21 protein-coding genes are annotated in these 21,475 nt (G+C 59.1%); 6 read left to right on the top strand and 15 right to left on the bottom strand.

Features of this window, described 5'->3' with window-relative positions:
• Positions 1-62 precede the first annotated feature (62 nt).
• Positions 63-1,145 carry a glycine cleavage system aminomethyltransferase GcvT gene (gcvT, locus tag ACP7A4_RS15355; RefSeq protein ID WP_059762261.1) on the top strand — a complete coding sequence of 361 codons (1,083 nt, stop codon included), beginning with the start codon at positions 63-65 and terminating at the stop codon, positions 1,143-1,145.
• A 62-nt stretch (positions 1,146-1,207) separates the two neighbouring features.
• Positions 1,208-1,591, top strand: coding sequence for a glycine cleavage system protein GcvH (gene gcvH / locus ACP7A4_RS15350; protein ID WP_059762262.1), 384 nt, complete (start codon positions 1,208-1,210; stop codon positions 1,589-1,591).
• Positions 1,592-1,647: 56 nt separating this feature from the next.
• Here the strand turns inward: gcvH and ACP7A4_RS15345 are convergent, their stop codons facing one another.
• From ACP7A4_RS15345 to ACP7A4_RS15330, 4 genes are all read right to left on the bottom strand, one after another.
• On the bottom strand, positions 1,648-2,790 hold the full coding sequence (locus ACP7A4_RS15345) for a DegT/DnrJ/EryC1/StrS family aminotransferase (RefSeq protein ID WP_059762263.1): 1,143 nt from the start codon (positions 2,788-2,790) through the stop codon (positions 1,648-1,650).
• A gap of 203 nt (positions 2,791-2,993) precedes the next feature.
• Positions 2,994-3,308, bottom strand: a complete 315-nt coding sequence (locus ACP7A4_RS15340; RefSeq protein ID WP_048400748.1) for a DUF2388 domain-containing protein — start codon at positions 3,306-3,308, stop codon at positions 2,994-2,996.
• A gap of 104 nt (positions 3,309-3,412) precedes the next feature.
• Positions 3,413-5,176, bottom strand: coding sequence for a GspE/PulE family protein (locus ACP7A4_RS15335; RefSeq protein ID WP_426247709.1), 1,764 nt, complete (start codon positions 5,174-5,176; stop codon positions 3,413-3,415).
• A 102-nt stretch (positions 5,177-5,278) separates the two neighbouring features.
• Positions 5,279-5,614, bottom strand: coding sequence for a hypothetical protein (locus tag ACP7A4_RS15330; RefSeq protein WP_059762265.1), 336 nt, complete (start codon positions 5,612-5,614; stop codon positions 5,279-5,281).
• A gap of 127 nt (positions 5,615-5,741) precedes the next feature.
• Here ACP7A4_RS15330 and ACP7A4_RS15325 point away from each other — a divergent pair, with 127 nt between their 5' ends.
• Positions 5,742-6,206 (top strand): Lrp/AsnC family transcriptional regulator, encoded by a 465-nt coding sequence (locus tag ACP7A4_RS15325; protein ID WP_059762266.1) that lies wholly within the window; start codon positions 5,742-5,744, stop codon positions 6,204-6,206.
• A gap of 138 nt (positions 6,207-6,344) precedes the next feature.
• Here ACP7A4_RS15325 and ACP7A4_RS15320 read toward each other — a convergent pair whose 3' ends face one another.
• The 5 genes from ACP7A4_RS15320 to ACP7A4_RS15300 form a co-directional block, all read right to left on the bottom strand.
• Positions 6,345-7,283, bottom strand: coding sequence for a hypothetical protein (locus ACP7A4_RS15320; protein WP_059762267.1), 939 nt, complete (start codon positions 7,281-7,283; stop codon positions 6,345-6,347).
• 271 nt (positions 7,284-7,554) lie between these two features.
• The gene (locus ACP7A4_RS15315; protein WP_048364675.1) at positions 7,555-8,031 is read right to left on the bottom strand and encodes a glycine zipper domain-containing protein; all 477 of its coding nucleotides are present in this window, start codon (positions 8,029-8,031) and stop codon (positions 7,555-7,557) included.
• Between the two features lie 277 nt (positions 8,032-8,308).
• Positions 8,309-10,657: an FdhF/YdeP family oxidoreductase gene (locus tag ACP7A4_RS15310; protein WP_059762268.1), complete on the bottom strand. Its 2,349-nt coding sequence runs from the start codon at positions 10,655-10,657 to the stop codon at positions 8,309-8,311.
• Positions 10,654-11,493 (bottom strand): formate dehydrogenase accessory sulfurtransferase FdhD, encoded by an 840-nt coding sequence (gene fdhD, locus ACP7A4_RS15305; RefSeq protein ID WP_059762269.1) that lies wholly within the window; start codon positions 11,491-11,493, stop codon positions 10,654-10,656. Before fdhD ends, ACP7A4_RS15310 begins: the two co-directional genes overlap by 4 nt.
• A gap of 94 nt (positions 11,494-11,587) precedes the next feature.
• On the bottom strand, positions 11,588-12,475 hold the full coding sequence (locus tag ACP7A4_RS15300) for a LysR family transcriptional regulator (RefSeq protein ID WP_203303162.1): 888 nt from the start codon (positions 12,473-12,475) through the stop codon (positions 11,588-11,590).
• A 114-nt stretch (positions 12,476-12,589) separates the two neighbouring features.
• On the opposite strand from ACP7A4_RS15300, the gene lysM reads away from it, so the two are divergent.
• Positions 12,590-13,030, top strand: a complete 441-nt coding sequence (gene lysM, locus ACP7A4_RS15295) for a peptidoglycan-binding protein LysM (protein WP_048400738.1) — start codon at positions 12,590-12,592, stop codon at positions 13,028-13,030.
• A gap of 50 nt (positions 13,031-13,080) precedes the next feature.
• On the opposite strand, the gene yrfG is transcribed toward lysM, so the two are convergent.
• Positions 13,081-13,743, bottom strand: coding sequence for a GMP/IMP nucleotidase (gene yrfG, locus ACP7A4_RS15290; RefSeq protein WP_048364670.1), 663 nt, complete (start codon positions 13,741-13,743; stop codon positions 13,081-13,083).
• 88 nt (positions 13,744-13,831) lie between these two features.
• Between yrfG and nudE the strand changes: the two genes are divergently transcribed.
• Together nudE and cysQ are read left to right on the top strand one after the other, a co-directional pair.
• On the top strand, positions 13,832-14,398 hold the full coding sequence (gene nudE, locus ACP7A4_RS15285; protein ID WP_048364669.1) for an ADP compounds hydrolase NudE: 567 nt from the start codon (positions 13,832-13,834) through the stop codon (positions 14,396-14,398).
• Positions 14,395-15,222, top strand: a complete 828-nt coding sequence (gene cysQ, locus ACP7A4_RS15280) for a 3'(2'),5'-bisphosphate nucleotidase CysQ (protein ID WP_059762271.1) — start codon at positions 14,395-14,397, stop codon at positions 15,220-15,222. Before nudE ends, cysQ begins: the two co-directional genes overlap by 4 nt.
• 331 nt (positions 15,223-15,553) lie before the next feature.
• On the opposite strand, the gene ACP7A4_RS15275 is transcribed toward cysQ, so the two are convergent.
• Genes ACP7A4_RS15275 through rfbB form a run of 5 tightly spaced genes read right to left on the bottom strand, consistent with a single transcriptional unit; the run spans position 15,554 to position 21,259 of the window.
• Complete coding sequence (locus ACP7A4_RS15275) at positions 15,554-16,009, bottom strand: thioesterase domain-containing protein (protein WP_059762295.1); 456 nt, start codon at positions 16,007-16,009, stop codon at positions 15,554-15,556.
• 19 nt (positions 16,010-16,028) lie between these two features.
• On the bottom strand, positions 16,029-17,423 hold the full coding sequence (locus tag ACP7A4_RS15270) for a sigma-54-dependent transcriptional regulator (RefSeq protein WP_426247703.1): 1,395 nt from the start codon (positions 17,421-17,423) through the stop codon (positions 16,029-16,031).
• Positions 17,420-19,234, bottom strand: coding sequence for a sensor histidine kinase (locus ACP7A4_RS15265; protein WP_059762296.1), 1,815 nt, complete (start codon positions 19,232-19,234; stop codon positions 17,420-17,422). Before ACP7A4_RS15265 ends, ACP7A4_RS15270 begins: the two co-directional genes overlap by 4 nt.
• Before the next feature lie 55 nt (positions 19,235-19,289).
• Complete coding sequence (rfbD, locus tag ACP7A4_RS15260; RefSeq protein ID WP_203303160.1) at positions 19,290-20,180, bottom strand: dTDP-4-dehydrorhamnose reductase; 891 nt, start codon at positions 20,178-20,180, stop codon at positions 19,290-19,292.
• Positions 20,177-21,259, bottom strand: a complete 1,083-nt coding sequence (rfbB, locus tag ACP7A4_RS15255) for a dTDP-glucose 4,6-dehydratase (protein WP_048364665.1) — start codon at positions 21,257-21,259, stop codon at positions 20,177-20,179. Before rfbB ends, rfbD begins: the two co-directional genes overlap by 4 nt.
• Positions 21,260-21,475 lie beyond the last annotated feature (216 nt).

Genomic DNA, 21,475 nt, shown 5'->3' with positions numbered 1-21,475 from the left:
ATGTAGTTTGAAGCGCTCTGCACGCCTGTCCGCACCTTCGCCAAGCCCGGAAGGAGGAACCCATGGGACAGCGTACGCCTTTGTATGACCTGCATCTCGCCCTTGGCGCGAAGATGGTCGATTTTGGCGGTTGGGATATGCCTTTGCATTACGGCTCGCAAGTTGAGGAGCACCACGAGGTGCGCCAGGACTGCGGCGTATTTGATGTCTCGCATATGACCGTGATTGACGTCACTGGGGTTCAGGCCAAGGAATGGTTACAGCGCTTGCTGGCCAACGACGTCGAACGACTTAATACCCCGGGCCGTGCGCTTTACAGCGCCATGCTCAATGAGAAAGGCGGCGTGGTCGACGATATGATCGTCTACCTGATGGACGCCGGTTACCGCCTGATCGTCAACGCGGCCACCCGTGAGCAGGATTTGGCCTGGATGACGACCCAGTCCCAAGGTTATGACGTGCAACTGCAAGAGCGCGCCGAACTTGCCTTGTTGGCGATCCAGGGCCCGCAGGCACGGCATAAAGTGGCCGAGCTGGTGAGCCAGGCGCGCAGTCAACTTATTGCGCAGCTCAAGCCCTTTGAAGGGCAGAGCAATGGCGACTGGTTTATTGCCCGCACCGGGTACACCGGTGAGGACGGCCTGGAAATCCTGCTCCCCGCCGAGCAGGCTCCCGGTTTTTTCAACGATTTGGTGGGTGCAGGTATTTCTCCCATCGGTTTAGGGGCGCGTGACACCTTGCGCCTGGAAGCCGGCATGAACCTCTATGGGCAAGATATTCACCTCTCTGTCTCGCCACTTTGCGCCAACATGGCCTGGACCATTGCTTGGGAACCCGCCTCGCGCCGGTTCATCGGTCGTGAAGCGCTGGAGGCTGAAAAAGCGGCGGGCATGCAACTCAAACTGGTGGGTTTGGTGCTGGAGGAACGAGGTGTCCTACGCGCACATCAGGTCGTTCGTATCGCTGGTGTTGGCGAAGGGGAGATAACCAGTGGTAGTTTCTCTCCTACGCTTAGCAAATCGATTGCTCTGGCGCGTGTTCCGATGGCCACGGCTGATCGTGCGGAAGTCGAAATACGTGGCAAGTGGTATCCGGTTCGCGTGGTGAAACCCACGTTTGTTCGTCTGGGCAAAGCCTTGATCTAACGTTTACTGGCAGGCTGGCGCCGTACGCGAGCCGCTGACATTTCTTCTTGAGGACACTGAATATGAGCACTATCCCCGCTGAACTGCGCTTCGCTGAAAGTCACGAGTGGGCGCGCCTGGAAGCTGATGGCACCGTCACGGTCGGTATCAGCGACCACGCTCAGGAAGCCTTGGGGGATGTGGTCTTTGTTGAGTTGGCCGAAGTCGGCAAAGTGTTTGCGGCGGGCGATACGGCGGGTGTGGTGGAGTCGGTAAAAGCGGCCTCGGATATCTACTCCCCAGTGTCTGGCGAAGTCATTGCAGTTAATGAAGCGTTGGCCGACAGCCCTGAACAGGTAAACAGCGAGCCCTACGACAGCTGGATTTTCAAACTCAAGCCGAGCAATACCGCCGAGCTGGATAAATTGCTGGATGCCGCAGGCTACAAAGCCGCCATCGGCGAGTAACCCGTAAAAGCTGCAGGCGCGAGCGTTAACTCGCGCCTGCATGGCCCGGCTATCATTTATTGGGCCTTGAGCACCGCTTTCACTGCCTCAACCGAGCGCTGCACATCGGCTTTGGTCATTGCTGTAAACATGGGCAACGACACGATCAAGCGACCTACGCGCTCTGCAATCGGCAGCATGCCTTCCTTGAAGCCCCGCGCACGATACAAACTCAGCAAGTGAATTGAGGGGTAGTGATAGCCCACACCCACGCCGAGTGCCTGCATGTCTTTCATGAAGGTGGCCCGTGCTGGCTGGCCATCTTCACGCTCTGGCAACACCAGTTGGAACAGATGCCAGTTGGTATTGTTGAAATCAGCCACGGGCAGTTGAACGCCATACTCGGCCTCAAAATCAGGCCCAAAGCATTCGAAATAGTGCTTGGCCAGTTCACGGCGATGCGCAGTGATTGCTTGGATATGCGCGAACTGCCCCAAACCTATGGCCGCTGCGATGTCAGTCATGTTGAACTTGCCGCCTAGTACATCAACATCCAGCCCGTCATAACCGGTGCGGGTAACGCCTTGCAGGCGATATTTTTCGGCCAGGCGTGCTTCCTCCTCGTTGTTCAGTACCAGGCAACCGCCCTCGGATGAGGTGATGTTCTTGTTGGCCTGAAAGCTGAACGAAACAAAGTCGCCACGGGCGCCGATGCGTTCGCCATTCCAGCTCGACCCGAGGGCTTGTGCTGCATCTTCGACCACCCGCAGATTGTGCTTTTTGGCCAGTGCATACAGCGCGTCCATGTCCACCGGCAAACCTGACAGGTAGACCGGAATGATTGCTTTGGTACGCGGCGTGATGGCGGCTTCGACTTTTTTCAGATCAATGTTGCGGGTGATCGGATCTATGTCGGCAAACACCGGCGTGGCGCCCACTTCGATAATCACGTTGGCGGTCGCCACCCATGAAATCGGGGTGGTGATGACCTCATCGCCCGGCCCAATGCCTGCAATGCGCAGGGCGATTTCCATGGTGCAGGTGCCCGAGTTGAACGTGCGCACAGGGCGCCCGCCCAGGTATTGCGAGAGTTGCTCTTCGAAGGCTTGCACCTTGGGCCCGCTGGTAATCCAGCCCGAGCGCAACACGTCGCCCACGGCCGCAATAGTGGCTTCATCGATGGTTGGTTTGGAAAACGGCAGGAAAGGCAGCGAGCTCATAGAGGCGTGACGTCCGATGTGAGTGGGTTGTGAGTGACCATAGAGCAATAGCACATGGCACAAATCATACCCAGAGGATGGCTCACATCAGGTGAAATTTCTGTATGGGGGCTGAATGAAACACAGCATGTTGCGTAGTCGCGGCCGCTGGTTGCGACCTGTTACCAGGCGCTCGCAGCCAGCGGCAGCAACGACACGGGTGTTTATTCAGCGGTCGCGTTTTTGGCCAGGATGGCGTTGGCCAAGTCCATGTCGCTGACCTTCAAGTTCGGATTGTCCGCGCGTACTTGCTGCATGGCGGACTCCAGATACGGGCCACGGATCGCGCCATTGCTGGCCACGAAACTCCCCGCATCGTCTTGAGCGGCAATGACTTTGCGGTCCTTTTTGAAGGTCAGATACGTGGAACCGGTGGTTGCACCGGAAGACAGCACGTTGCGCCAGAAGCTGTCAGCCATTGCAGAGCCAACAGGCAGGGTCAACAGCGCGGCGGCGACTACAGCATATTTGAGACGCATGATGGGTGACTCCGAATAAGTGATCTGTACGATTTGATGCGGGTTATAGCAGTCTAGTTCCGCGAGGGCACTTAACGATGCAACATTTAGTCATTAATGCGGCATCAGACGTGCGGCGTGACCCTGAATGCTTCTTCCAGTGTGGTGGTGCCAGCGGCGACTTGATACGCGCCCGCCAGCCTCAAGTGGCGCATGCCTTCGTCACAGGCAATGCGCCGCAGCTGATTTAAATCGGTGTCTGGCGTGATCAATGCCTTGAGCTTTTCACTCATCAGCATGATTTCGTAAATGCCGCCTCGCCCGCTGTAACCGGTCTGTCGGCAGTGCGCGCAACCCCTTGCACGGTAGAGGCTCAAAGGGGCCGGGCAGGTCGGGGCGAAGTGTTGCCAGTCGCTTAACGACAGTGGCTGAGGGGTCTTGCATTCGGCACACAGCGTGCGCACCAGTCGCTGTGCCATAACACCCAGCAACGTGGCTTTGATCAGGTAGGGCGCTATACCCAGTTCTTGTAGGCGACTGATGGCGCTGGGCGCATCGTTGGTGTGCAGCGTGGAGAGCACCAGGTGCCCGGTGAGCGCCGCTTGAATCGCCATTTCGGCGGTTTCAAGATCGCGTATTTCGCCCAGCATGATGATGTCCGGGTCTTGGCGCAGCAGGGCGCGAACGCCACTGGCAAAAGTCAGGTCGATGCCGGGTTGCACCTGCATTTGATTGAACGCGGGCTCAATCATCTCGATAGGGTCTTCGAGGGTGCACAGGTTGACGCCAGGCGTGGCCAGTTGTTTGAGCGTTGCATACAGCGTGCTGGTTTTGCCTGAACCTGTGGGGCCGGTGATCAAAATGATGCCGCTGGGCTGGGCGGTCATGTGTTGCCAGCGCTGCATGTCTTGCACGCTGAAGCCGAGCTGATCGAAACGTTTTAGCACCACTTGCGGGTCAAAAATACGCAGCACTATTTTTTCGCCAAACACGGTGGGCAACGTGGCGAGCCGCAGCTCCACGTCAGTGCCTGTCGGGGTTTGGGTGTTGATTCGGCCGTCCTGCGGCTTGCGTTTTTCGGCGACATTCATCCGGCCCAGGCTTTTGAGGCGGCTGACAATCGCTGTCGTGACCTGTGCCGGGAAGTGATAAACGTTATGCAACACGCCATCAATGCGAAAGCGCACACCGCCTTGTTCGCGACGCGGCTCGATGTGGATATCACTGGCACGCTGTTCAAACGCGTACTGAAACAACCAGTCAACGATATTGACGATATGAGCATCGTTGGCATCGTGCTCCTGGCTGTTGCTCTCTGTATCGGGCGACGGTTTGAGGGGCAACGCTTTGTACGTTTTTTGATCATTGAGCGTTGCGCCCGTCACTGATTTGGCCAGTTTGTATAACTCAGAGCCCAGCCGCGCGATCTCCAGAGGGTTGGCAATCACCCGTTTTATGGGCCGCTTGAGAACCTGGCGCAGATCGGCTTCCCAACTGCCGACATCGGGCTGTGCGCTGGCGATGGTGATGGCGTCGCGGTCCGTCGCAATCACCAGTATTTGATGGCGCTGGGCAAACGCGAACGACATCAACCCGGTCACGCTGGCAACATCAATGTTCAGCGGGTCAATGCGCACGTACGGTTGCCCGTAGTGCCGGGCAAGCCAGGCCGTCAGGGTTTCAAGGGTCAAGGTTTTTCCGGGCCGGCTGAGGTCGGCAAACTGTTGCGCCGCCAGGAAAATCAATGGGTGTACGCCGTTGTTGGGAGCCGCCCGATAACGCTTCAGGGCCTGGTCGGCGTGTGTTGGCGTGATGAGGCCGTGGGCCAGCAGCCCCGGCAGCAACGGTTCGAGATCAAGCGGGCGATCGGGCGTACACGTGGTCTGCATAAATACTCCTTGTACTGCACAGGCACAGACAGATCCTTGTCTGGCCAGGTACGCCAAAGCCTAGCCGCGCCTTGAGCGCTCGGCCTCGCCAATAGTTGCGAGCTATTGCGAACACGCCAGCACAGGCGTAGTGCGGCCTTGCACCTGATACAGCTCCAGATCGCAGACACTCACCAGGTTGCGCAGTTTTTCGCCAATCACTTGAGCGCGGTGCCAGCTTTGCTCATTGCTGACGATTTCGATGCGCAGCAGGTCGTCGTCGCGCATGACTTCCACCTGCTGCGGAATCAATTGCTGCAAGGCAAACAGGTTGAGTGTGCGGCACAGCACGTCCGCTTCGGCCTCGGCCACAATGCAAAAACGCACGGTGCACGGCGTGGCATTCGCGGCCCACACGTCGGCACGTGGCGAGGGGGATACGGCGTTGAGAGATGGCATGCAATGACTCCAGATTTGGCTGGAGAAATAATCACATGCACGGTCAGAAATTATTTATCTATGATGATCAACGTTTGATCGAAAAAGACTTAAACAATTCATTGCTGGTCAATAATCAGGAATTTTTATGCAAGGCGATTTGGACGCTTACGACCGACGAATTTTGGCCCTGCTGCAAGAGGACGCTTCGCTGTCCAGCGCACAGATCGCTGAGAAGGTCGGTTTATCGCAGTCACCGTGCTGGCGTCGGATTCAACGGATGAAAGATGAAGGCATCATTCGTGGGCAGGTGACGTTATTGGATCGCAAGAAAATCGGCCTGAACACGCAAATATTTGCCGAAATCAAACTCAACGCCCACGGGCGTTCCAACTTCACCGAGTTCACTGACGCGATTCGTGGTTTCCCCGAGGTGCTGGAGTGCTACGTGTTGATGGGCGCGGTGGATTTTTTGTTGCGTATCGTGACCTCGGACATCGAGGCCTATGAGCGCTTCTTTTTCGAAAAACTGTCGATGGTGCCGGGCATTCAGGAAGTGAACTCGATTGTCGCGCTTTCTGAAATCAAATCGACTACGTGCCTGCCGGTGTAAGGCGCTGAAACAAAAACGGCCTTCACAAGGAAGGCCGTTGGTGTGCTGTCAGTGAACAAACAGCGCAATCAAGATGATGATCGGGATGGGAATGCCGAGGAACAGCAGCAGTAATGAGCGCATTTTTATTCTCCTGAGTTAACGGACAACCGTGGTGGTCGTGGTGTGGTCGATATAAGTCACCGCGTCGCGGCGACGACCGCCGAAGGTGGCGCACAGGCTGGCAAAGAACGCACCGATCAACAGCGTGATGAACATCCACAAGGTGGTCCAGGCAGCAACTTTTGCAGCGGTGTCAGCGGCTTCCTTGGCTTTGACCTTGGCCTCTTCAATCGCTTGATGGGCTTTGGCGTAAACCTGATCAACCCGTTGCTCGGCTTCTGCCTGAGTGAGGTTGGTACGTTGGGCGACGATTTGCGCCAGATAGGTACGGTCGTCTGCGCTCAGTTGGCCATCATTGCCCAGGCTGCGTACGAAGATGCGGGTGACGATGCCGTGTGCAGCGTCTTCGCTGACAGCGGTGCCGCGATCATCGCGAAACAGCGTGTCGATAAAGTAATCCGAGCTGTTGCCCGAACCGTTGTTCGCGCTGCTACCTGCCGCACTCCCGGCTGCGCTGCTCATTGCAGTTGCCGCACCGGATGCAACACTGGCCCCGGCTTGCACGCCGCTGCCAATGACACTGCTAACCGAACCTGCGATCAACGTCGCGGTGACGAGGGTGGCCACGGCCCACGACAGAAACCCGTGCGCGGTGTCGCGAAAATACACTTCATCGCCATGCAGGCTGGCCCATTTGACTCGCAGGCGACCGGCCAAATAACCGCCCATGCCCGAGGCAATGATTTGCGTGACAGCTAGCCAGATGATGGCGGTAATGCCCAAACCCTTGGCGCCTACACCTTCACCGGCCCAGGGTGAAACAGCTGAAAAGCCCAAGCCTGCGCCCAGCATCAGCAGCAGTAAGGACAAAGCAGCGGCAGCGGCGGCACCTGCAAAAATGGCGCCCCAGGACACACCGCTGTGGCCTGAAGAGTCTTGCAGGGCAGCGGGATAGTTATCAGTAGTCCCGATCATTGTTGTTGTGCTCCTGAAATGGTGGGAAGTGCAGCCTTCACTCAGGAGATTGCAGGGGTTGTGCCAACCAAGCCTTTTAACTAATTGCGTTATTTATCAATACGTTAAAAACCTGATTGTTTTACTGGGTCATGCAGGTTGCATGATTGACGCCAAAGCAGCGGGCGTAATGCATTGAAACAATTTGGCGTTGAGCAGAAGGGACGTCGCGATGAGCCGAGCGGTGGTTAAAACAAAAACGGGAGCCTCTGTGGGCTCCCGTTAGCAATCATCAGTGATGACGATGCTTGTTTTTTTTGCGGTGGCCGTAGGCATGGCCCCGTCCACGGTTGTCGTCACGGTAATAACGGCGATTATCGCGGTCCCGGTAACGGCGATCATCGGCATCGCTCTTGTTGCCCATGTAATTGCCCAGAGCACCGCCCGCGCCACCGCCAGCCGCTGCACCCACCAGGCTGCCTGTGTTGCCGCCTACGCTGCGGCCCAATACGTTACCGCCCGCTGCGCCAAGTGCGCCGCCGATAGCCGCTTCACCGCGACTGCGTTTGTCGGCACCTACAGCACTGCCGGCCGCGCCGCCTACGCCTGCGCCAATGGCCGATCCGGTCGAGCCGCCGAGTTGTTGCCCAACCACGGCGCCAAGAACCCCGCCTAATGCGCCGCCTACACCGGCTTCGGTGGTGCCACCGGCCAAGGCTGCGCCACTGACCAGGCCAAGGGACAACAAGAGAATCGAGGTGAGCTTCATAAGTGAGCCTCAAAGGGATGACGGCGCGATCCTGAGGCTGTACGCGGTTGGTTACAATCGAAATCCGACCAGTAGCACGAGTTGTACACAATTCGCTAAGTTATTGTTTTTGATAGGGAACTTAATCAATTTTCGAGGGTCTGTTTACAGGTTCGGACAGGCTGCTTTCGCATGAAAGCGGCCTTTTTTGTGCCCGTAAAACACTCGTTTCCTGTAGGAGCCGCCGCAGGCTGCGAGCTTCTCATGATCAAAAGCTCACAGTCTGCGGGCCGGTGGTTTAGCTGGCCTTGGCCGTGATCAAGCGCGACGCGGTGGCGGCTTCAAGGCATATCGCCACAAACTTGGAGGTGGGCGTGTGGCTGCCGTCGCCTGTGCTTTCCAGCGGCACCAGCGGGTTCACTTCCGGGTAATAGGCGGCTGCTTGTCCTGCCGGGATATCGAACGCCAACAAGGTGAAGTTCTTCACCCGACGTTCATGGGCGTCATCCCAGAGTGAAACGATGTCGACCTTTTGCCCCGGTTTGAAGCCCAGGCGAATGATGTCGGCTTCGTTGACGAACAACACGTCACGTTGACCCTTGACCCCGCGATAACGGTCGTCCAGCCCGTAAATGGTGGTGTTGTACTGATCGTGCGAGCGCATGGATTGCAGGATCAGGTCTGGCAAACGGCCCGTTGCCCGGGTGCGCTCATCCACCAGATCACGCGGCAGTACGTTGGCTTTGAAGTTCGCGCGTTGCGACGCAGTGTTCCACTGACGGGCCCCCGCCGAATTGCCCAGATAGAAACCGCCAGGGTGCTGCACGCGGGTGTTGAAATCCTTGAAGCCGGGAATGGTGTCGGCGATCAGCTCGCGGATGCGGCTGTAATCGCCCACGATCCAGTTCCAGTCAATCGGGTGGGTGCCCAGGGTCGCCGCAGCAATACCGGCGATGATCGCAGGCTCAGAGCGCATCTGGTTCGACAGCGGCTGCAACTGGCCGTTGGAGGCATGCACCATGCTGAATGAGTCTTCCACGGTGACGGCCTGCGGACCTTGAGCCTGTATATCAATGTCCGTTCGGCCAAAGCACGGCAGGATCAGCGCTTCCTTGCCGTGCATCAAATGGCTACGGTTGAGCTTGGTGCTGATCTGAACGGTCAGGTCACAATTGCGCAGCGCCTGTGCGGTGCGCGGGCTGTCGGGTGTGGCTTGGGCAAAGTTGCCTCCCAGCCCGATGAAAACTTTAGCGCGTGATTCGAGCATGGCGTGGATCGCTTCGACCACGTTGTGACCGTTTTCACGCGGTACGTTGAATTTGAAGCGGCGCTCCAGCGCATCGAGGAAGGCAACAGGCGGGCGTTCGTTGATGCCCATCGTGCGGTCGCCCTGCACGTTGCTGTGGCCACGCACCGGGCACAGGCCCGCGCCGGGGCGACCAATGTTGCCGCGCAGCAGCATCAGGTTGGCGATTTCCTGGATGGTCTGCACCGAGTGCCGGTGCTGGGTAATGCCCATTGCCCAGCACATGATGACGTTCTTGCCCTTGAGGTACATGCGCGCCGCGCGTTCGATGTCCACCAGCGTCAGCCCGGACTGTTCGACCAAGTGCTCCCACGGGGTCTCATCAATGCCGGCGATGTAGTCCAGCACGCCTGCGGTGTGTTCATTCAAAAAGGCGTGATCGAAGACGGCGGGTTCGCCTGCCGCTTGCGCGTCGCGCTCCCATTGCAACAGGAACTTGGCCATGCCGCGTAACAGCGCCATGTCGCCGCCCAGCGCCGGGCGCAAATAAGCGGTGTTGGTAGGGCGGTCACCGTTGGTGAGCATTTCGAGCGGGTGCTGCGGGTGTTGAAAACGCTCAAGCCCACGTTCCTTCAATGGGTTGACGCACACCACCTGGGCACCGCGTTTGACCGCCTCACGCAGTGGTTCGAGCATGCGCGGGTGGTTGGTGCCGGGGTTTTGCCCGAGCACAAAAATGGCGTCGGCGTGCTCAAAGTCGTCGAAGGTCACGGTGCCTTTGCCCACCCCGATGCTTTGCGCCAGGGCTACGCCGCTGGCTTCGTGGCACATGTTCGAGCAGTCGGGGAAGTTGTTGGTGCCAAACGCGCGCACAAACAATTGGTACAAATACGCCGCTTCGTTGCTGGCGCGGCCCGAGGTGTAGAACTCTGCCTGGTCAGGGCTGGACAGGTTGAGCAAGTGCTTGGCGATCAGCGCGAACGCAGCGTCCCATGTCACCGGCACATAACGGTCGGTTGCGGTGTCGTAGCGCATGGGTTCGGTCAGGCGGCCCTGATATTCGAGCCAGTAATCACTTTGTTCCAGCAACGCCGTCACGCTGTGTTTGGCGAAAAACGAGGCATCGACACGGCGCTTGGTGGCCTCCCAGTTCACGGCTTTGGCGCCGTTTTCGCAGAATTTGACCAGCCCGCTTTCCGGTGAGTCGCCCCATGCACAGCCGGGGCAGTCAAAGCCGCCGTTCTGGTTGGTCTTGAGCATCATGCGCAGGTTTTTCAGGGCGTTGTCGCTGGTCAACCAGGCTTGCGCCACACTGATCAGCGCGCCCCAGCCACCTGCCGGGCCTTTGTAGGGCTTGTAGCGTGGGGTTGGGGTTTGGTCGGCTTGATGGTGTGTGCTCACGCGAGGTTCTCCTGCGCCGGGCTATAGACCCGTGGCGCGCTTTTTTGCGGCAGATGAATAAGGTTGAGGTTGTGGCGGCGTGCCCATTGCAGCGCCAGGCCGGTCGGCGAGGACAGGCTGATGAGGGTCTGGATGCCCGCTCGCAACACTTTTTGAATCAGCTCAAGGCTGCAACGGCTGGTCACAATCGCGGCGCCGCCGCTCATGTCGATGTTCTGGCGCACCAGCGCACCTATCAGTTTGTCGAGCGCGTTGTGGCGGCCGATGTCTTCACGGCCCATCAACAGCTTGCCCTGAGCGTCCATGTAAACCGCCGCATGCACGGCGCCGCAGTGTTGGCCCAGGGGCTGGAAATCGCTGATGCGCTGGCGCAAGCCTTCCAGCCATTGCGCGGGCGGCAGGGGCGCGCCGGGCAATACCTTAAGGTCTGGAAGTGCTTGCTCGACCGCTTCTACGCCGCACAGGCCACAGCCACTGGTGCCCGCCAGTTGTCGGCGTTGCTGTTTGAGGTTCCAGAATGCGCGGCTGGCGATTTCGACCTGTGCATAGTGCGCCGAACCTGAGCCAGTGAGCTTGAGGTCGTAGATTTCGCCGGGCTCTTGAATGATGCCGCTGCCCAGGCTGAAACCGACAATGAAGTCTTCAAGGTCGGTGGGCGTGACCAGCATCACCGCCTGGTTGATGCCGTTAAAGGCAATGGCCAGCGCGACTTCTTCGGCAAGGGCGGTTTCAGCACCCTGGCTGTGGTCCAGCGTGACGTACTGATAGGTTTGGCTGGCTGCGGGCGCGGGCGAAACAGAGGCGGGCGCCGCGCACGTGGGGCGCTTGGCGTTCATAAGGCAGTACCGACGGTTTAATCAGCCCTAAGGGTAGGCGCGACACTGTGTCACGTCTAATCGCTAGTGCTGATCTATTGATAGATGCCGTCGATCAAGAAGGGTTGGGTGATATTCGATAAAGCGCAAAACAGGCCTCAGCCAACGCCGAGCGGGGCGCTTCGCGGCGCATGATTAAACCCAGTGGCGCGAGGGTCTGCGCGTCTGCAATGGGGTGTAGGCGCAGATCGTCGGTGAGCGCCTCAAGGCCACTGTCGAGCGGCATCACCGCGCAACACAATCCACCGTGCACCGCTTGTAACAGTTGATGAACTGCGTCTGTTTGTAACAAGGGTTGCGGCGTCAGACCCCGGCTGTGGAAGTTGTGATCGATGGACTGGCGAAAGTGCATGCCGCCACTGAGCAGGGCCAGCGGCAGCTGGATCAACGCTTGCCAGCTCAGCGGTTGCTCGCCGAAGTCGAAGTGCCGTTGGTCGTATAACAGGCCCATGCGGGTCTCGCCCAGCGCCAGGGAGTCGAAGCGCTCGTGGTCGAGCCGCTCGAGGTAGGACACGCCGACATCCAGCTGATTGCGGGCCAATTGCTCCAGGATCTGCTCGGAGCTGAGCGCTGAGAGTTCAAAACGCAGCTCGGGATGTGCGGTGTGCAGTTGTTGCAATAGAGGCAGAGGGTCAAAGCTGGACAGCGGCACCACGCCTAAACGCAGCGTACCGATCAGGTTGCCGCGACAGGCGGCGGCTTCGGCTTGCAAGCCGTCGTAGGCCGCCAGCACTGTTCTGGCCCACGCCAGTACCCGTTCCCCGGGTGCGGTGAAACTCTCGAAGCGTTGGCCGCGATTGACCAATTGCAGGTCCAGCTCTTGCTCAAGGCTGCGCAAACGCATCGACAGCGTAGGTTGAGTGATGTGACAGCGGGCGGCGGCTTGGCCGAAATGCCGGGTTTCGTCCAGGGCGATCAGGAATTTCAGTTGTTTGATGTCCATCGTCGCTCCGCAGGTCAATCGTGGGGCGATTCTAACGCGCTTGGGCGGGAACCGGCCTGGCCAATGTTGGTCTACGCTCTGTGTCTGGCTATTCCAACCCTAGGAGCGTGAACGATGAGTATTTTTAGCTTTATCAAGGAAGCGGGCGAAAAAGTAATCGACTTGCTGACACCGGGCAAAGCCAATGCCTCGGATGAACTCAAGAAGCACGTAGAGAAAGTAGGCTTGGGCAACCCCAACATCGACGCTACGGTTGAGGGCGACAAAGTAACGCTCACTGGCGAGGTCGCGACCCAGGAAGAGAAAGAAAAAATCATTCTGGCCGCGGGCAACATTGAAGGTGTCGCCAGCGTTGAAGACCACATCACCGTCACCGGCCCTACGGTTGTGGCTTCGCGTTTTGTGGTGGTGAAAAAGGGCGACACCCTGAGTGCTATTTCGCTTCAGGTGTATGGCGATGCCAACAAGTACAACAAAATCTTTGAGGCCAACAAACCGATGCTCAAAGACGTGAACAAAATTTACCCAGGGCAAACACTGCGTATTCCTGAGTAACCCCATGACCCTGTAGGTGCGAGCATGCTCGCACCTACAGGGTCACTGGTTTAGAGACCTTCCAGCAACTCGCGGTAATCTTCCAGCGCGGCAAATTCCTCGGTGTCTTTCGGGCCTTTTTTGCTGTCCGGCTGTTTGACCGCCAGCAGATGCCCCACGCCAAAGTCCCGTGCGCTGCGCAGAATCGGCAAGGTGTCGTCGATGAACAAGCTGCGGCCCGGTTCAAAGCCGATATCAGCCTGCAAGGCATCCCAGAACTGTGGGCTCTCTTTGGGGTAGCCATAGTCGTGGGAGCTGATGAGCCTTTCAAAATAAGGCGCCAGTTCGATACGCTCCATTTTCAGCGACAGCGAATCACGGTGCGCGTTGGTGATCAGAATCACCCGCTTGCCCGCCTGCTTGATGGCGGCTAAAAACGTGTCGGCGTCCGGGCGCAAGGCGATCAGGTCCGCGGTTTCGAGTTTCAGCTCGCGCACCGGGATCTTCAGCTCAGTGCTCCAAAAGTCCAGGCAATACCATTGCAGTTGGCCCGCGTTGCGCTCAAACAGCGGTGTCAGTTCAAGTTCGGCCATGGCCCGGCTGATGCCGTGCAGTTCGGCATAGCGATTGGGCAAATGTTCGAGCCAGAAGTGGTTGTCGTAATGCAGGTCGAGCAATGTGCCGTCCATGTCCAGCAGCACGGTATCAATGTCGCGCCAAGGTAACGCTGTCATGCAAAACTTCTCCCACCGTTGAAAAACATCCGACCCAAACAATCACAAAAGCCGGGGTATAGTAACCCGTTCATATTGAGGAGCCGCTATGCGCCAAAAACCCACCGTACTCGCCCGTGAAATTGTTGCCAGTAGCCGATTGTTTCGTGTCGAAGAAGTGCAATTACGATTTTCCAATGGCGTTGAGCGCACGTATGAGCGCCTGGTGGGGCGCGGCAATGGTTATGGCGCGGTGATGATCGTGGCGATGATCGACGCCGAGCACGCCATTTTGGTCGAAGAATATTGCGGCGGCACCGATGAATACGAAGTGTCGCTGCCCAAAGGCTTGATCGAGCCGGGCGAAGACGTCTTGGCTGCGGCCGAGCGTGAGCTTAAAGAAGAAGCCGGTTTTGGTGCCCGTCAGTTGGAACACCTGACTGAGCTGTCGCTGTCGCCGGGCTACATGAGCCAGAAAATTCAAGTGGTGCTGGCCACCGACCTGTATGAGTCGCGCCTGGAAGGCGACGAGCCGGAGCCGATGCGGGTCGACAAGGTTAACTTGCGCGAGCTGTCGAACCTGGTCCAAAACCCGCAATTCAGCGAAGGCCGTGCATTGGCTGCGCTGTATCTGGCGCGTGACCTGCTGACCCAGCGTGGAGTGTTTACGCTGTGAGCCGCGCCCTTCCTGAATTGATTCAAGGCGTGATTGAACTGGTGCACCAGGCGGGCGATGCCATTTTGCCGTTTTGGCGCGCCGATGTGGCCGTGACGGCCAAGGCGGATGACTCGCCGGTGACGGCCGCCGATCTGGCCGCGCACCATGTGTTGGTTGATGGGCTGACAGCGCTCGACCCCAGCATCGCGGTGTTGTCTGAAGAAGACGCCAATATCGCGCAGCACGTGCGGGCCGGTTGGACGCGCTGGTGGCTGGTTGACCCGCTCGATGGCACCAAAGAGTTCATTTCTGGCAGTGAAGAGTTCACCGTCAATGTGGCGCTGATCGAGCATGGCCGCGTGGTGTTTGGTGTGGTGTCGATGCCCACCCGCGGCCGTTGTTACTACGGCGGTGCGGGAATCGGGGCCTGGCGCGCTGACGGTGAGCAGATTAAACCGATCCGCGTGCGCACTGTTGTGCCTGCGGGCGAGTCGTTGACCGTGGTGGCCAGTCGTCGTCATTCCAGCCCTGAGCAAGAAGCCTTGCTGGCAGGCTTGAGTGAACACTTGGGTGAGTTGACGTTGACCAGCGTCGGCAGTTCGCTGAAGTTCTGTTTGCTGGCCGAAGGGGCGGCAGATTGTTATCCGCGTTTGGCCCCGACGTCGCAGTGGGACACGGCCGCCGCACAAGGTGTGCTTGAAGGGGCGGGGGGTGTGGTGTTGCAGCTGGATGGTCAACCGTTCACGTACCCGGCGCGTGAATCGTTGCTCAACGCCTCGTTTTTGGCGCTGCCCGCGCAGGCGCCCTGGCGTGAGACGTTGTTAGCGTTGGTTCAGGGCTGACGCGCAGGGGCTGATTGAAGGCCCGGCGGACCTTTTCGCAGCCTTCGGCAGCGACTACAAGAGCTATGGTGCAATCGCATACAAGAGCATTGGGTGCAATCGCAGCCTTTGGCAGCGCATACAAGAGCATTGGGTGCAATCGCAGCCTTCGGCAGCGACTACAAGAGCATTGGTGCAATCGCCGCCTTCGGCAGCGACTACAAGAGCTATGGTGCAATCGCAGCCTTCGGCAGCGCATACAAGAGCATTGGGTGCAATCGCAGCCTTTGGCAGCGACTACAAGTGCGCAGTATGTAGTCGCTGCCGCAGGCTGCGAGCGGTGGCTACTCAATCAGCGGTGCAGCACGTATTGCCCGCTGAACCGTACAGCGTCGGCTTCGCCCTCGGCATTGATAACGCGGGTGTCCAGCGTCAGGCGCGCCCGGCCGTGGCGTGTGTACATGGCCAGGAATTTGCTCCACGCAGCCTCTGACGGCGCATCGCACAGCACAATGGCGTCTTGGGTCACGGGCAGCGGGTAGCTGATCTGACCTTCCTGAATCACGATGTGCCCGCCTTCAACCCCCGCTTCACGCAACCGCAAATGCAGCCAGCCCCAACCCGCCAGCACCGCGCCGCAGTACAGGCTGCCGCCAAACATGGTGCTTTTGTGGTTGATGTTGGCGTCCAGCGGCAGGTGCAGCTGCAATTGGTGAGCGTGCCAACTGAGCACTTTGAGGCCCATGTCACGGGTCAGCGGAATGTCGTGGTGCAGGACGGATTCCAGGTAACGACTGTCGCGGTTCATCAGGGCCTCTTGGGTCAAATCAATCCAGTTCATCGGTGTGCGCGTGGCTGGTGCTTTCGAAATTCAGCCCGTACTTGCGCAGCTTGTCGTGCAGGGTTTTGCGCGGCACGCCCAACGCTTCGGCCAGGCTGCGCATGGAGCTGTGCGAGCGTGCGAGTTCGGCGGTGATCAGGCTTTTTTCGAAATGCTCGACCTGCGCGCTCAGCGTGCCGCCGTCTTCAAGGCCCGTTTCAGGCCGGGCCTCGCCCGATTCATTGTCCAGGGCCAGCTCAAGCCCCAGCGCAAAGCGCTCGGCGACGTTTTGCAGCTCGCGCACATTGCCCGGCCATGTGTGGCGCAGCAACAGCCCACGCTGTGATGCTTGCAGCACGTTGTGGGTCAGGCCGTGGCGGGCGCTGGCCTCGTCGGCAAAATATTTGAACAGCATCAACACGTCCTCGCCGCGCTCACGCAACGGGGCGATGCGCAGTGGGGCCACATTGAGGCGGTAATACAAGTCAGCGCGAAAGCGACCTTGATCGGCAGCCTGACGCAGGTCTTCTTTGGTGGCAGCGATTACGCGGATGTCCAGCGGGATCAATTGATTGCCGCCCAGGCGTTCAACGACGCGTTCTTGCAGCATGCGCAGCAGTTTGACCTGCACATCCAGGCTCATGCTTTCGATTTCGTCGAGGAACAAGGTGCCGCCGTTGGCGAATTCGAACTTGCCGATACGGCGTTTTTGCGCGCCGGTAAACGCGCCCGGTTCGTGGCCGAACAGTTCGCTTTCAACCACCGATTCGGCCAGCGCCCCGGCGTTGATCGCCACAAACGGGCCATCCCTGCGGCTGGACAAGTCATGCAGCGCGCGTGCGACCACTTCTTTGCCCGAACCGGTCTCGCCCAGAATCAACACGTCGGCCTTGGTGGCAGCCAGGGCGCCGATTTGCTCACGCAAGCGCAACATGGGCGCCGACAGCCCGACCAGACGTGTGCTCAGTTGCTGACGGTCGCTCAGGGCCATGCGCAGGCTGCGGTTGTCGAGCACCAGTGCGCGCAAGGCCAAGGCCCGGCGCACGCCTTCGAGCAGCGCGTCGCTGGCGAAAGGTTTTTCCAAAAAGTCGTAGGCCCCGGCGCGCATGGCCTGTACCGCGAGCGGCACATCACCGTGACCGGTAATCAGCAACACCGGCAATTCGGGGTCTTGGGTGTGCAGCTGGTTGAGTAACTCAAGCCCATCCATGCCCGGCATGCGGATGTCGCTGACCACCACTCCCGGCCAGTTGCGCTCGATGCGTTCGGCCAGCCCGGTGGCCTCGGCCAGCGGCAGCACCTTGAGCCCGGCCAGGTCGAGGGTTTGATACAGCGCCTGGCGCAAGTGAGGATCATCGTCGATCAGGATCACTTGCACGTTCGCGTCGATGAATTGGCTCATGACCTGGAGTCCTCTGAAGCTTGCAGGCTGACGCCCGGCGCGCCTGCGCGCAGTCGTAGGGTGATTAAAGCGCCGCCTTCCTTGTGATTGGCAAACAGCAGCTCGCCGCCAAAGGCACGAATCAGGGTGTCGCAAATGGCCAGGCCCAAGCCTAGACCCTGCGTGCGGGTTTTGGTGGTGTAAAACGGCTCACCGGCGCGGCCCAAGGCTTCCATGCAGAAACCGGGGCCGTTGTCGCGGATGCACACAGTGACGCCTTCGGGCGTGGATTCGGCACTCAGCCACAGGCGCCGTGGCGGGCCTTTTTCGGTCAACGCATCGAGGGCGTTGGCCAGCAGGTTGCCCAGCACTTGGCGCAAACGCGTTTCACCGGCTTCTACCCACAGCGTGGCGGCGGGCAGGTCGCGGATCAGCTCGACTTCCATGCTGCGCCGACGTTTGGCCAGCAGGGCCAGGGCGTCATCCAGCGCGGGCTGCAAGGCGACGCTTTCGGGGGCGTGGCGGTCGCGGCGAGCGAAGGCGCGCAAATGAGCGATGATCGAGGCCATGCGCCCGGTCAGTTCGTTGATCAGTTTGAGGTTGCCGCGCGCGTCTTCGATGCGCTGATGGTCAAGTAACACTTCGGCGTTTTCGGCGTAACTGCGGATGGCTGCCAGCGGCTGATTCAGCTCGTGGCTGATGCTCGCCGACATGGTGCCCAAGGCCGACAGCTTGCCGGCTTGTACCAGATCGTCTTGCGCGCGCACCAGCTCTTGCTGGGCGTGCTCACGCTCCAGCACTTCTTCGCGCAGGCGCCGGTTCAGCCCTTCAAGGTCGCTGGTGCGCTCGGCGACACGCATTTCCAGCTCGCGCCGGGCCTTGGCTTCAAACGCAATGCGTTCAAGGTAATGGCGCCGACGTTGCATCATCAGGCCGATCAACAGCATCACCACCAGCAACGTGGCGCCGCCGATGGCCAGCACGGTGCGCACCGGGCGGTCGATCAAGGTGCGCGGCGCCAGGATGTTCACGCTCCAGCCGGTCTCGTCGATTTTTTGCGTTTGCACCTGCCAGGCCGCGAGGTTCAGCGCCAATGGCTTCGGGTCGCGGGTCGGGTAGGGCAGGATGGCGAAAATGGACTGGCGTTCTTCCTGTGACAAATCGCGGGTCGCCCTGAAGCGCCACTCGGGCCGCGAGGTGAGAATCACCACACCATTGGGGTCGGTCACCATCAGTTGCTCGGGGGTTTGGCCCCACAGGCGTTCGGTGTGGTCCAGGTCAACTTTGACCACCAGCACCCCGATTTTTTTGTCGCCCTCAGTCACGGGCGCAGCAAAGAAATAACCGCGTTTACCCGAGGTGGTGCCCAGGCCAAAAAAACGTCCGAGTTTGCCTTGCATGGCTTCGCTGAAATACGGGCGAAAGGCAAAGTTGCGGCTGATAAAGCTGTCTTGCATGTCCCAGTTGGAGGCGGCAAGCGTGTCGCCGTGAGCGTCCATCAAGTACATGACCTCAGCCCCGGTCTGGTTGCTGATGTCTTTGAGCAACTGGTTGGCGTGACTCAGGACTTGCGGGTTTTCCGGGTCGGCCAGCAAGGCGCGCAACGCCGGTAACTCGCCGAGAATTTGCGGCAGCACTTCATAACGATGCAACGTGCCCAGCAGGTTGGCCACGTAGAGGTCCAGGGTTTGACGATTTTGCCCGGCCAGTTCACTGCGGTAATAGCGCTCGGCCAGATGTTGCAACGGCCATAACAGCGGCGCCAGGCACAGGGCCAGTAACGCCAGGCTGCGCCAGCGAGGTCTGGGAGGAACGGGAGGGGGTTTAATCATCATCAAACTACGCCGCAAAAGTACGGCGCAGTATACCTGCGGTTAAGGTGCAGGCTTAACCTTGCTCGGCCAGACACTCGCGCAGCGCGGTGTGCCAGTCGGGTTGCGTGACGTGCCATTGATCTGCAAGACGGCTGCAATCGAGGCGTGAGTTGAGCGGGCGTTTGGCCGGGGTCGGGTAGGCACTGGACGGGATGGCTTGGAGCAGCGCACACGGTTTGTCCATCGCCAGCAGTTGTTCGCCAATGGCTTGAGCAAACCCGAACCATGAGGTTTCGCCGCGGGCGGTGAGGTGATACGTCCCCCAGGCTGCGGCTGCACCTGCCTGCCAACGCTCAATCAACTGGCGCGTGCTGTGGGCAATAGTGCCGGCCCATGTCGGCGCGCCAATCTGGTCAGCCACAATGCGCAATTCCGGCTTTTCTTGCAGCAAGCGCTGCATGGTCAACAGGAAGTTTTTGCCGTGGGAGGAGTACACCCAACTGGTGCGCAGGATCAGATGGTCACAACCGGTTGCAGCAATGGCTTTTTCGCCCAACAGCTTGCTTTGGCCGTAGACGCTCAACGGGTTGGTGGCGTCGTCTTCGGTGTAGGCGCCTTCTTTTGTGCCATCGAACACGTAGTCCGTGGAGTAGTAGATCAACGGAACACCCAGTTTTTTGGCTTCTTCAGCAAAGATGCCAGGCGCTGTGGCGTTGATCGCATTGGCCACCTCGGGTTCGCTTTCGGCCTGATCCACGGCCGTGTAGGCGGCCGCGATGATGATCAGGTCGGGCGCGTGGGCCTGAACCTGCGCCCGGATGTGTTCGGGTTGGCTCAGGTCCAGTTCATCGCGCCCCAGCACCACCAGCTCGCCCAAATCAGCAAGACGGATTTGCAGTTCACGTGCGACTTGACCGGTTTTACCGCTGATCAGAATTTTCAATTTTGGCGAGCCCGTGTTCATGCAATCAGGTCTTTAGGTTCTGTAAAGCCTAGACGCTCACCTTGGTAGCTGCCGTCCTGAACGCGTTTGCACCACTCCAGGTTGTCCAGGTACCACTGCACGGTTTTGCGCAGGCCGGTTTCGAAGGTTTCTTCAGGCACCCAGCCCAGCTCGCGTTCGATCTTGCTGGCATCGATTGCATAGCGCTGGTCGTGGCCCGGACGGTCTTTGACGAAGGTGATCAGGTCTGCGAACTGTGCAACGCCAGCCGGACGCTGTGGCGCCAGCTCTTCGAGCAGGGCACAGATGCCGCGCACTACGTCGATGTTCTTCTGCTCGTTGTGGCCGCCAATGTTGTAGGTCTCGCCCACAACGCCTTCGGTCACGACTTTGAGCAAGGCGCGGGCGTGGTCTTCGACGAACAGCCAGTCACGCACTTGCAGGCCGTTGCCGTACACCGGCAGCGGTTTGCCCGCCAGGGCATTGAGAATCACCAGCGGGATCAGTTTTTCGGGGAAGTGGAACGGCCCGTAGTTGTTGGAGCAGTTGGTCAGCAACACCGGCAGGCCGTAGGTACGGTTCCAGGCGCGCACCAGGTGGTCCGAAGCCGCTTTAGAGGCCGAGTACGGCGAGCTTGGCGCGTAGGGCGTGGTTTCGGTGAACAGGTCGTCGACGCCGTGCAGGTCGCCATACACTTCGTCAGTGGAAATGTGGTGGAAGCGGAACGCACTTTTTGCCGGTTCTGCCAGCGTGAGCCAGTACGCACGGGTGGCTTCCAGCAAGCTGTAGGTGCCCACGATGTTGGTCTGGATAAAGTCCGAAGGTCCGTCGATGGAACGGTCAACGTGGGACTCGGCCGCCAGGTGCATGATGGCCTCTGGCTGGAAACGTGCGATGACAGCGCTGACGGTGGCCTGGTCGATGATGTCGGCCTGCACAAATTCGTAACGGGTGTCGGTGGCAATGCTTTGCAGCGATTCCAGGTTACCGGCGTAGGTCAACTTATCGAGGTTGAGCACTTCGTGCCCGGTGTTCTGGATCAGATGACGGATCAGAGCCGAACCAATAAAACCGGCGCCGCCGGTGACTAAAATGCGCATATGGATATTCCTTGTTCCCTGACGGACTTAAAACGTTTGGCGCATAGCTTGTGGGCATGCGCGAGGCGGTGCAAGTGCAAGTGTGCGCCCGCCCCCGTTGCGTGAAAGGCTGAGCGAGAGGCGCTACGCGGTTTTATCGATTTATATCGGTAAAATTATTAAATTTTAGCGGCCGTTGCTCTGAAATGGTTTTTAATCTGGATATTTATCGTCTAT

Source organism: Pseudomonas sp. TWR3-1-1, from assembly GCF_049896545.1.
GTDB classification, from domain to species: Bacteria; Pseudomonadota; Gammaproteobacteria; order Pseudomonadales; family Pseudomonadaceae; genus Aquipseudomonas; species Aquipseudomonas weihenstephanensis.
The sequence above is the reverse complement of the archived record's forward strand: the minus strand, read 5'-3'. Positions and strand labels throughout refer to the sequence as shown.